The organism is Bacillus sp. JJ1127 (assembly GCF_036965845.1).
Classification (GTDB): Bacteria; Bacillota; Bacilli; order Bacillales; family Bacillaceae_G; genus Bacillus_A.
Map to the genome: position 1 here is coordinate 11,484 of NZ_JBALQK010000003.1, position 11,016 is coordinate 22,499.

At 37.4% G+C, this 11,016-nt stretch carries 11 protein-coding genes and 1 riboswitch; of the genes, 2 read left to right on the top strand and 9 right to left on the bottom strand.

Annotation, left to right across the window (positions count from 1 at the left end; all coding sequences use genetic code 11):
• Positions 1 to 249: 249 nt before the first annotated feature.
• Positions 250 to 540, top strand: a complete 291-nt coding sequence (locus V7183_RS00350; protein ID WP_097898502.1) for a DUF3817 domain-containing protein — start codon at positions 250 to 252, stop codon at positions 538 to 540.
• A gap of 51 nt (positions 541 to 591) precedes the next feature.
• Here the strand turns inward: V7183_RS00350 and V7183_RS00355 are convergent, their stop codons facing one another.
• From V7183_RS00355 to V7183_RS00375, 5 genes are read right to left on the bottom strand one after another with little or no spacing between them, the layout of a single operon-like run.
• A complete protein-coding gene (locus tag V7183_RS00355; RefSeq protein WP_097898503.1) occupies positions 592 to 1,269 on the bottom strand; it encodes a uracil-DNA glycosylase in 678 nt (225 codons plus the stop codon).
• Between the two features lie 19 nt (positions 1,270 to 1,288).
• Positions 1,289 to 2,281 (bottom strand): ABC transporter permease, encoded by a 993-nt coding sequence (locus V7183_RS00360; protein ID WP_335358356.1) that lies wholly within the window; start codon positions 2,279 to 2,281, stop codon positions 1,289 to 1,291.
• The gene (locus V7183_RS00365) at positions 2,274 to 3,191 is read right to left on the bottom strand and encodes an ABC transporter ATP-binding protein (protein ID WP_335358357.1); all 918 of its coding nucleotides are present in this window, start codon (positions 3,189 to 3,191) and stop codon (positions 2,274 to 2,276) included. The genes V7183_RS00360 and V7183_RS00365 overlap by 8 nt, the downstream gene beginning before the upstream one ends.
• A complete protein-coding gene (locus V7183_RS00370; protein WP_335358358.1) occupies positions 3,188 to 4,069 on the bottom strand; it encodes an SGNH/GDSL hydrolase family protein in 882 nt (293 codons plus the stop codon). The genes V7183_RS00365 and V7183_RS00370 overlap by 4 nt, the downstream gene beginning before the upstream one ends.
• A gap of 10 nt (positions 4,070 to 4,079) precedes the next feature.
• A complete protein-coding gene (locus V7183_RS00375) occupies positions 4,080 to 5,057 on the bottom strand; it encodes a LacI family DNA-binding transcriptional regulator (protein WP_335358359.1) in 978 nt (325 codons plus the stop codon).
• A gap of 119 nt (positions 5,058 to 5,176) precedes the next feature.
• Between V7183_RS00375 and V7183_RS00380 the strand changes: the two genes are divergently transcribed.
• Positions 5,177 to 5,791 (top strand): YczE/YyaS/YitT family protein, encoded by a 615-nt coding sequence (locus V7183_RS00380; protein ID WP_335358360.1) that lies wholly within the window; start codon positions 5,177 to 5,179, stop codon positions 5,789 to 5,791.
• 36 nt (positions 5,792 to 5,827) lie between these two features.
• Here the strand turns inward: V7183_RS00380 and thrC are convergent, their stop codons facing one another.
• The 4 genes from thrC to V7183_RS00400 form a co-directional block, all read right to left on the bottom strand.
• Positions 5,828 to 6,886: a threonine synthase gene (thrC, locus tag V7183_RS00385; protein ID WP_335358361.1), complete on the bottom strand. Its 1,059-nt coding sequence runs from the start codon at positions 6,884 to 6,886 to the stop codon at positions 5,828 to 5,830.
• Positions 6,886 to 8,181 carry a homoserine dehydrogenase gene (locus V7183_RS00390; RefSeq protein ID WP_097898509.1) on the bottom strand — a complete coding sequence of 432 codons (1,296 nt, stop codon included), beginning with the start codon at positions 8,179 to 8,181 and terminating at the stop codon, positions 6,886 to 6,888. The genes thrC and V7183_RS00390 overlap by 1 nt, the downstream gene beginning before the upstream one ends.
• A 143-nt stretch (positions 8,182 to 8,324) precedes the next feature.
• Positions 8,325 to 9,230, bottom strand: a complete 906-nt coding sequence (gene metA, locus V7183_RS00395; protein WP_097898510.1) for a homoserine O-acetyltransferase MetA — start codon at positions 9,228 to 9,230, stop codon at positions 8,325 to 8,327.
• Positions 9,214 to 10,512, bottom strand: a complete 1,299-nt coding sequence (locus tag V7183_RS00400) for a bifunctional O-acetylhomoserine aminocarboxypropyltransferase/cysteine synthase (RefSeq protein WP_097898511.1) — start codon at positions 10,510 to 10,512, stop codon at positions 9,214 to 9,216. The genes metA and V7183_RS00400 overlap by 17 nt, the downstream gene beginning before the upstream one ends.
• A gap of 91 nt (positions 10,513 to 10,603) precedes the next feature.
• A riboswitch (SAM riboswitch) is annotated at positions 10,604 to 10,709 on the bottom strand.
• Positions 10,710 to 11,016 lie beyond the last annotated feature (307 nt).

Sequence of the window (11,016 nt, forward strand, 5' to 3'; positions counted from 1 at the left end):
CTAAAAAGAGAGGTTTTATATCAGTTTTTCAATCTGTATTTATACAAATCCGCGCACAAAACCTATTTGAAGTCAAATACTTCAAATGGGTTTTTCTTTAAATATAAGTAGCTTTGTGAAGATATTTTGAACTTTGCACCATTTTCATAGTGCAAAGTTTGTTTTTGTATATAATGAAACAAACAGACTATTTTTAAACAAGAATACAAATTTACTATATACAAGCTCATATTCTAAGGAGGCCATTTCATGTTATCTACACCAATCGGAAGATTAAGAGCAATTGGATTAGTTGAAGGGATTTCTTTTCTAATACTATTATTCGTAGCAATGCCGTTAAAATACTTCGCAGGGTTTGCAACAGCCGTTAAAATTACAGGTATGGCTCACGGTGTTCTATTTATACTATTCATCTTTGCAGTAATTCAAGTAACAATCGTGCATCGCAAATCAATTTCATGGGCTCTTGGTGCACTTATCGCATCCGTTATCCCATTTGGCACTTTTGTACTAGATGCAAAACTAAAAAATGAACAATAATAATGAAAGGTAGCTAACAACCATTTTGTTAGCTACCTTTTTTAGGCTGCATTATAGATTTGGAATTTGCCAATCAATTTCCTTCTCACCCATACTAGATAAGAATTCATTTACTTTTGAGAACGGTTTACTTCCAAAGAAACCTCGTCTTGCTGATAACGGACTTGGATGCACAGATTCAATAATATGGTGATTAGAATTCGTAATCAATTTTTTCTTCGCTTGTGCATGACGTCCCCACAATATAAATATCACAGGTTTTTCGCGTTCATTTAACAACTCGATTACACGATCTGTAAAATGCTCCCACCCTTTTCCTTTATGAGAGTTAGCCTCACCTTGACGAACAGTTAATACGGCATTTAGTAACAATACGCCTTGTTCTGCCCATTTCACTAAATAACCGTTATTCGGGATTTCACATCCAACATCAGACTGTAATTCCTTATACATATTTTGTAGTGACGGTGGTGTTCTTACGCCCGGTTGTACAGAGAAACTCAAGCCATGTGCCTGATTTGGCCCATGATACGGATCTTGTCCTAAAATGACAACCTTCGTATTTTCATAACTTGTATAATGTAACGCATTAAAAATATCATTTGCATTTGGATATATCACATGTGTACTGTACTCTTCTTTTAGAAACTGTCCCAACTTTTGATAATATGGCTTCTCAAATTCTGGTGCGAGTAATGGCTCCCAGTCATTCTTTAAAATGTGTTTCATCTCTTCACTTCCTATTCACTTAATTGACCATATCCTGCTTTGTAAACACTACGAATGAAACAATAAGGGATGCTACGGCCCAAACGGTTAAATTCATTAATGAAAAACTCATTGATAAACCTTGCAGTGCAGGTAATTTCCCTGATAAATAATCTGTTAATGATAGGTTCACACTAAATATATATTTTGCACCTTCCCAAGATGTCGCAAAAGAGCTTAAAATGCCACCAGCAATTAATGCTGCCAGCATAACTCCCATACCTGCTGGTGTGTTCCGAATTAGAACTGAAACCATGAAGGAGATTGTTCCTACAACAATTGCCACAAACCATGCCAATCCATATGCCATTAAGATGTATTGCCACTGCGGGATAAGGTGAACAAAATTTGTATTCAACGCTTCTTTATCAATCACAAACCCTGTTAACACAGGCAAACCCCATCCGGCATATCCAAAAACAACGCCCGATAATGCATAGGCAAAAATACCTACAAGGAGTAATATAAGTGAAACAAATAACAGCATCGTCACATACTTGCTAAGGAGGATTTTCCAGCGTCGAATCGGCCGCGTCAGGAGCATTTTCATCGTCCCATCACTTCGTTCTCCCGATACAATATCGATTGCCACAATCATTACAAGGAGCGGAATAAACAGGGTAATGCCTTGTTCAATAAATGCTCTGACAAACGTTGGTGCTCCTGGTGCAGTTGGATTAATATCATGATCTAAATAATATTGTTGTTGCTCTACCCTTACCTTTAGCCAATCACGCCACTCTTCCGGCAATCTAGAGTTGTTCAAACGATTTTGCGAATCAACAATTTGCTGTTGAAGTGAAACCTTCCAATCACTTGTACCAAGTCGCTTTTTCGTCGTTTCTATTTCACGATACTGGGCATAAACAAACAGCGGGATCAAAATTGCTAATATAAGCATGACAACAAAAATACGTTTCTTCCGATAAATTTTCTCCGATTCATTTAAAACAAGATTTGCAAATTCACGCATGCTGCTCACTCCTTGTGAGTTCAATAAATAAATCTTCTAACGTAAACACAAGCTCTTTCACACTATGTACGTCTATCCCATTTTCAATAAAACGCTTATTCCACATACTAATTGATGTGATATTCATACGGCACAATAAACGTTCATTGTCTATACTGATTTCACTTACTCCTTCTGCTGCTTCTAACATGCCCTTCGCTTTTGAAATTGGTGTAACAATCCACTCAACGCGATCACTTGCGGTTTTCATCAACTCTTCAATAGGTGCAACTGTAATCATTCTACCTTTATGAATAATAGCGACACGATCACATATCATTTGCACTTCACTCAGCAAATGACTCGAAATAAATACGCTCATATTTTCTTCTTTGACAAGCTTATGTATAAACTCTCTTAATTCTCTTATACCAGCAGGATCTAATCCATTTGTCGGTTCATCCAATATAAGAAGTTTCGGACTCCCAAGAAGGGCTTGCGCAATTCCAAGGCGCTGCTTCATACCAAGAGAATACGTTTTTACTTTATCGTAAATACGCTCATCCAAATGAACCATTTTTGCAATTTCTAAAATACGTTCATCCGATATACCACCAAGCATCCGTGCAAATTGCTTTAAATTCTCCCAACCTGTTAAATACGTATAGAGTTCTGGGTTTTCAACGATGCTGCCAATTTGTCGCATCGCTTCCCTAAAATTTTCTTTAATATGATAGCCACCGATAGAAATCTCACCTTCGGTTGCTTTAATCAATCCAACTAACATCCGAATTGTCGTCGTTTTTCCTGCCCCATTTGGACCGAGGAAGCCAAACACTTCTCCTTGCTTAACATCAAATGAAATATTTTCTACAAGCGTCTTCTTCCCAATTACCTTTTTTACATTCCGTACTGAAAGTATCGTCGTCATTTGGCACCTCCTTCATCTAGCTTCATCTTACTTACAACATCTTGTAATAAGCGCTCAGCCATATATGAGTAACCTATTTCATTCGGATGAAAATGATCTGTGTATAACAACTCTTTCCCACGATTTTGAAATAAATCAAACGTCGGTGTAATATATACATTTTTATTGTTTACTGCTAATTTCTCTAAAGAAGCATTCCAATCAATAACAATGGCTGAAGAACCTTTTAAATCTTCCACATCTTCAAAAGGATTGTATAAGCCGAGCCAAAAGATAGGGCTATCTGAATTTAACTTGCGAATTTCCGTTATAATTTTCTTCGCTTCATTTTGAAATGTTTCGGTATCTGGGCGATATTTCTCTAGATCTATATTCCCAAGTGATTCCCAGCCTGGAAATAAATCATTACCTCCAATTGTTAAAACGATTAGATCCGCTTGCTTAATGGAGTACTGAGCCCCACTGCTTTCTATCTGCTTTAACAAATCTGGCATTTTGGCACCACTAACAGCCAAGTTTGTTAAAGCAACCTTTTGTTTATAATCTTTTTGCAACCCTTCTTTCATGCGCCCAACATAACCAATTCCCTCTTTATCGCCAACGCCACGCGTTAACGAATCACCTAAACTAACTACTTGTAACGTTCCAGATTTCTTTTTCTCCTTAACTTGCGCTTCCGTTTTCGTAACTAACTTTGAAGCTTTCGGGTTCAATACATCGTTAACACCCGAAATGAAACCGTATGCAAACAAACAGAAAGATGCAATTGTAATGAGTAGAATTGCCTTAACTAATTTTGATCTCATATCAAAACCCCTTTTAGCCCTCATAGATTGTCCATAATTATACCAAACGCCCTTTTGAAAAGCGATTTCCACACTTTCTCTATTATGTTGTTTCTCTCTCCGTTAATTGTGGTAATAGCTCTATATTTTTGACGCTTACTTTTTCAGCTGTAATTTTCTCATATAATAATTCAAACGCTTTTCTACCAACAGCTTTACTAGAATGGGCAATCGTCGTAATTCCTAATATATCAGCCACTTCTTGATCATCACATCCAATAATTGCGAGTTCTTCTGGAATACGAATACCATGCTTCTTCGCTTCTGTTACCATACCTGCCGCAATTGGATTACACGAAACGAGAAAGGCTGTCGGTTTCAATGGCATATTTACCCATTCCCTTGCCACATTACGTCCATCTTCCACTGTAAAGCATTCTTTAAACTTCCATTCTTCTTGAGACTCAGTAGAAATTTCCTGAAGTGCATCTTCAAAAGCCTGCTTTCGCTTTTGACTATTAATACTATCGTTTCTTCCAATACAATATCCAATACGAGTATGCCCATTATCTAGTACATATTTCATGCCTTGTGAAAACACCTTATAGTGATCAATATGTACGCTAGAAATTAATTTTGATTCTATTTCCTCACACGTTACAATCGGCCCGAACTTTGTATATTCTTCAATTTTCTCTTGATTATTCACCCTTGAACATATAATCAAGCCATCAAGCTTTTTCATTTTTAACATGTGTAAAATTTCAAGTTCTCTTTCAGCACTATAGTTCGTCTGACAAAGCATCATATTATAATTTTTCTTTGCTGTTTCCTTCGAGATTCCTTCAATAATAGCACTGTAATATTGATTATTTACATGTGGTAATAGCACACCTATTACATTTGTTTTTCCCCTTACTAAGTGAATTGCATTGACATTTTGAGTATAGTTTAACTCCTCAATAATCGCTAAAATTTCTTTTCTCTTTTCCTCATTTACATAGGGATGATTATTGAGCACACGTGAAACTGTTGAAACGGATACCCCAGCAATTTCAGCAATCTTTTTTATATTTGTCATCTTATTTTCTTCCCTTCCCATCATTTAAATCAATTACATTCAAAATTCTCCCTTGACCTGGTAAGCTTTCCACATTATATCCTTTCCTAACAAACACATTCAGAAAGGATTTGGAACATATGATACATTTCAAATTAGAATATATATTTTTTATTGGTGGCTTACTCATTCTTTCCCTCGGAATTAATATGATGACAACCATCACTTCTTTTGGGCTTAGTCCCTATGATTCATTCTTTATTGCACTATATCAAAATTTCGGTATAAGTATTGGTTTTTGGATTTTTATGATTAACTTTGCTTTTACAATTATTGTGCTCTTTTTAAATAAAAAGCATATTACAATTGGAACGATTGTTACTATGGTTTTGATTTCTGTTTTTGTTGATTGGATTGGTTCTATTACTATTATTATGGATTCTATCCGCTCTCTTCCAAAATATATAACACTTGTGTGCGGAAATCTATTCGTTGGCGCTGGAATTGGAATCTATGTCTCCACACAATTATGTGCAGCACCACAGGAAGCATTTGTCTTAACAATGGCTGAAAAGAAGAAATGGACGTTTCGTAGAACAGAAATTTCATTAGCTTTGTTATTTTTGACACTTAGTTTCTTACTAGATGGACCTATTTACTTCGGAACCATTATTCTTTCCTTTACAACAGGATGGATTATTCAAGCATTTATTCATATGGGTACAAAAATTCTCCACGTAAAAAAGGCCTATTGAGCAAATAAAGCTCCAATAGGTCCTTTTTCGTCTATTTCATTGAAAGACCGCTCCTTGAATATAATCAAAGACAACCTTCTCATCATTTGGTAACACAACTGGCTGAATTTTCTTCGTATCAATAGCAATATCAGGGTCCTTCAAACCATTCCCTGTTAAAACGGCCACGATTTGACTTCCCTTCTCAATTTCTCCGTTTTGCAATTGTTTATAAACACCAGCAAGAGATGCACAGGAAGCAGGTTCAGCAAAAATCCCCTCGTACTTCGCTAACCATTCATATGCTTCAAGAATTTCAACATCTGTTACTTCGTCAATTTTACCTTGAGAGTGCTCGGCAGCTAAGGCAGCTTGCTCCCAGCTTGCAGGGTTTCCAATGCGAATAGCTGTTGCAACTGTCTCAGGATTCTCAATTTTATGCCCGCGTACAATCGCCGCTGCACCGTCTGCTTCAAAGCCATGCATTTTTGGTAAACCCGTACCTAGTCTTTCATGATACTCCATAAAACCTTTCCAATATGCCGTTATATTGCCAGCATTCCCAACTGGGATGGCTAAAATATCGGGGGCCTTCCCTAACGTATCACAAATTTCAAATGCAGCTGTTTTCTGGCCTTCAATCCGATATGGGTTAACAGAATTTACAAGCGTAATTGGTGAGGACTCACTCAAATTACGCACAATTTGCAGCGCATGATCAAAATTCCCATCAATACTTACAATCTCTGCACCATACATAACAGCTTGCGCTAACTTACCGTATGCAATCTTCCCATTCGGAATAATAACGATACATGATAATCCGGCCCTAGCTGCATATGCTGCTGCAGATGCAGACGTATTACCTGTTGATGCGCAAATTACCGCACCACTTCCAGCTTCCTTCGCCTTTGCTACAGCCATTACCATACCGCGGTCTTTAAAAGACCCAGTTGGATTTGTACCTTCTATTTTCCCATAAATCGTCACGCCCCACCGAGCTGACAAGTTCTCTAATAAAATGAGTGGTGTATTGCCTTCATGTAACGTTAAAGAAGGTGTCTTTTCTGTAATAGGTAGAAATTCTTTATATTCAGCAAGCAAGCCTTTCCACATTACTTCGCATCTCCTTCAATTCGATAGTTTGCTTTCACACAATCTATCTCTTCATAAGCTTGCAATGTATGTAAAATATATTCATAATCTGCAAGAGATGCACGGTGTGTTACGATGACAATCTCAGCTTTTCCTTTCTCTTGTAATGGCATTTGAATAATTTTTTCAAAGCTCACACCGCGTTCAGAGAATAAGGATGTAATTTTTGCAAATACACCAATCTCATCGCTTACATGTAGGCGTAAAAACTTTTTCACAAAAATTTCATCTGGCTCTTTTAACACTTTCTCATACTGCGGGGAAACAGCACTATTTCCAGTTACACCAAGGCGCACATTTTGCATCACTGCAACTAAATCAGAAACGACTGCTGTTGCGGTCGGCAAACTTCCTGCACCAGGTCCATAAAACATCGTTTCTCCTACCGCTTCACCGTATACATATACGGCGTTATATTCATTTTGAACAGCTGCGAGAGGATGCGTATTAGGAAGTAACGTTGGCTCAACAGTTACCTCTAACTTTTCACCATCACGCTTGGCGAGCCCAATTAATTTAATTGTATATCCTAAGCTTTTACTATATGCAATGTCTTCCTCTGTAATGGAAGTAATCCCTTTCACCTTCACATCTCCGAGCTCTACATTTGTAGAAAAGCCAAGAGTAGCTAGAATCGTCATTTTCCTTGCTGCATCTAAACCTTCTACGTCTGATGTTGGATCTGCTTCCGCAAATCCAAGCTGCTGCGCTTCTTTCAACACGTCGTCATATGCTCTCCCCTCGTCAGACATTTTTGTCAGAATAAAGTTTGTTGTACCGTTCACGATTCCCATTACCTTTGTAATGAGGTCTGAAGAAAGCCCCTCTACAATGCTTCGTAAAATCGGAATCCCTCCTGCCACGCTTGCCTCGTAAAATAAATCAGCGTTATTCTCCTTTGCTACCGTGAGCAACTCCGCTCCGTGTAATGCCATTAAATCTTTATTGGCAGTAACAACATGCTTACCATTTTTCAACGCCTGTAAAATGTATGCTTTTGCTTCCTCTATGCCGCCCATCACTTCAATGACAACATCAATATCAGGATGATCTATAATTTCATTTACATTTTTCGTTAATAGAGTAGAGGGTACTTGAACCTCTCTCTCTTTCTCAATACTTTGCACTAATACTTTTGCTATTTTCACTGGGCAACCTACTTGGTGCATTAATCGATCCTGATGGTCCGTAATAATGCGAACCACACCGCTGCCAACTGTCCCAAGGCCTAATAAGCCCACTTGAATTTCATTCATGATACTGTTCACCCCTCTAGAAATTTGTATTTAGATGCCATTATATAAGTTAAATTTCTGAAAAACAATGTATTTTGAACATTCGGAAAAATATAAGTTAATCTCTACAAAGAAAACGCTACCACGTGTTATATAATCATCATCTACAAAATATAAGGGGTTTCTTGATACACATAATAATTCAGCCAATTTGAAAATAATAGGTTTCCATGACTCCGCCATCTTACAAGCGGTTTTTCGTCTGGATTATTATATTTAAAATAGTTTTTTGGAACTGTAATATCCAGCCCTCTTCGTTTATCTCGTTCATATTCCTGTTTTAAAGTATCACAGCTATATTCACTATGACCAAGAGCAAAAATATGCTTACCATCTTGCCCGATAACAAGATGAACACCGGCTTCTTCTGACGTTGCCAGTAACGTTAATTCTTCTATCTTTTCAATATCATCCGCACGTACTTCCGTATGACGAGAATGCGGTACAAAAAAGAGTTCATCAAACCCCTGCAGCAGCTTTACGTGCTGCTCACGCACTTCATGTTCAAACACACCAAACATTTTTTCTTCAAGTGGGTATTTTGGGATTCCATAATGATAATACAAACCAGCTTGTGCACCCCAGCAAATATGCAGCGTAGATGTTACATTCGTTTTTGAATATTCCATAATACGCTCAAGCTCTTTCCAATAATCTACATCTTTAAAAGGAAGTGTCTCAATTGGTGCTCCCGTAATAATGAGCCCATCAAATTTTTCTCCTTCAATATCACGAAATGTCTTATAAAAACTTGTTAAATGCTCCTGTGCTACATTACGGGATACATGAGACTCCATATGGAGTAAATGTACATCCAATTGAAGTGGCGTATTACCAATTAACCGAAGTAATTGCGCCTCTGTTTCTTGTTTTGTTGGCATTAAGTTCAAAATTGCAATTTTCAAAGCACGAATATCTTGCGTTTCAGCTCGATCTTTTGTCATTACGAAAATATTTTCTTCTTGCAATACTTTACGAGCTGGTAAATCTTTATCAACTATAATTGGCATGTTCTTTTCCTCCAACTAAAGCTGTTTGCAAATCAGCAATAATGTCAGAAACATCTTCTATCCCAACCGATAGGCGAATTAAATCAGATGTAACACCAGCTAAGCGCTGATCCTCTTCATTTAACTGTCTGTGCGTTGTACTAGCAGGGTGAATTACGCATGTTCTTGCATCTGCTACATGTGTCACAAGCGTTGCCAATTTCACATTTGCAATAAACTCTTTCGCAGCTTCCACTCCTCCTTTAATACCAAACGTTAAGACACCACTCGCACCTTTTGCTAAATACTTTTGCGCTAATGGATAATTTTCATTACTGTCTAACCCCGGATAATTCACCCATTCAATACGTTCATGATTGGCTAGCCACTTTGCAACTGCAAGAGCATTTTCACTATGGCGTTCCATTCGTAAGTGTAATGTTTCTAAACCAATATTACTAATATACGCATTGAATGGGCTCATACAGTTTCCATAGTCTCTTAATAACTGAACGCGTGCTTTTACAATATACGCTGCTGCTCCAAAGTTCTGCACATAGCTTACACCGTGGTAACTTGGATCTGGTTCGACAAGCTCTGGATATTTACCATTCGTCCAATCAAAGTTTCCACCATCAATGACAATCCCGCCTAATGAACTTGCATGACCATCAATATATTTCGTTGTAGAATGAACAATAATATTTGCGCCATGCTCAAACGCTTGGCATAAATACGGTGTCGCTAAAGTATTATCAACGATAAACGGTACTTCTAACTCTTTCGCAGCTGTTGAAAATTCTTTAAAATTTAAAACATTCATCGCTGGGTTCCCAAGCGATTCCGCATAAATTAGCTTTGTTTTATCATTGGCAAGTGCCACAATTTCATCTGCAGTTAAGTTCGGATTAAAGAACGTAACATCAATCCCCAATTTACGTAAACTTACTCCAAATAAGTTAAATGTTCCCCCATAAACAGTTGAAGAGCAAAGTAAATGGTCACCACTGCTGCAAATATTTAAAACAGCAAGCATAATAGCTGCCTGACCCGAAGCTGTTGCAACAGCCCCAACGCCGCCCTCTAATTCTGCTAACTTCTGTTCAAACGCTGCAAGTGTGGGATTTCCAATACGTGTATAAATGTAACCTTCTGCCTCCAAATTAAAGAGCGCCGCTAAATCATCCGACGTATCATATTTATAGGTTGTACTTTGATAGAGCGGTAAAACACGTGGTTCACCATTCTTTGGTGTATAACCACCTTGCACACATATTGTTCCTTTCCCCCATGATTCACTCATTTTCCATACCCCTTTCTTTTATAAAAAATAAAAAAACTGCTTCTTTCCTGAACAAGAAAGAAGCAGTTTAAAAACACGCTCTAGAGTCTCTTTCTTATCTCTCAGGATTTATTACCTGCAGGATTTGGCACAATTCCGTTATACGGCTGTTGCCAAGGTTTCATAGGGCCTGTCCCTCCACCTTTTCTTGATAAGACTATTCAATTACCGTTGATTTTATAGCAATCATTTCCTAATGTCAATCATTTTTCTGAATGTTCTAAATCAAATGTCGATAATTTGGTTATTTATTAATTTGAAAGATCAAAGGAAATACTCTACCTAAAGACAAAGAATACCTTTTAAAAACCTTACTTACTATGTAAAATTAAAGAGTTATATTTAATTTTAGTGACCATCAACATACTATTTTTAACAGTGCTATATAAATCCATTTGCATTTTTCGGTATCTAAATCCCTGCCATGCAGAATAAAAAGTAACCTACACTCGTTTGCTCTTTCTG

Bases quoted from the DNA above. Each gene is read 5' to 3' on its own strand.
- V7183_RS00375 (WP_335358359.1), bottom strand. From the start codon at position 5,057: ATGACAAATATAAAAAAGATTGCTGAAATTGCTGGGGTATCCGTTTCA.
- V7183_RS00350 (WP_097898502.1), top strand. From the start codon at position 250: ATGTTATCTACACCAATCGGAAGATTAAGAGCAATTGGATTAGTTGAA.
- V7183_RS00390 (WP_097898509.1), bottom strand. From the start codon at position 8,181: ATGAATGAAATTCAAGTGGGCTTATTAGGCCTTGGGACAGTTGGCAGC.
- V7183_RS00360 (WP_335358356.1), bottom strand. From the start codon at position 2,281: ATGCGTGAATTTGCAAATCTTGTTTTAAATGAATCGGAGAAAATTTAT.
- thrC (WP_335358361.1), bottom strand. From the start codon at position 6,886: ATGTGGAAAGGCTTGCTTGCTGAATATAAAGAATTTCTACCTATTACA.
- V7183_RS00400 (WP_097898511.1), bottom strand. From the start codon at position 10,512: ATGAGTGAATCATGGGGGAAAGGAACAATATGTGTGCAAGGTGGTTAT.
- V7183_RS00355 (WP_097898503.1), bottom strand. From the start codon at position 1,269: ATGAAACACATTTTAAAGAATGACTGGGAGCCATTACTCGCACCAGAA.
- metA (WP_097898510.1), bottom strand. From the start codon at position 9,230: ATGCCAATTATAGTTGATAAAGATTTACCAGCTCGTAAAGTATTGCAA.
- V7183_RS00380 (WP_335358360.1), top strand. From the start codon at position 5,177: ATGATACATTTCAAATTAGAATATATATTTTTTATTGGTGGCTTACTC.
- V7183_RS00365 (WP_335358357.1), bottom strand. From the start codon at position 3,191: ATGACGACGATACTTTCAGTACGGAATGTAAAAAAGGTAATTGGGAAG.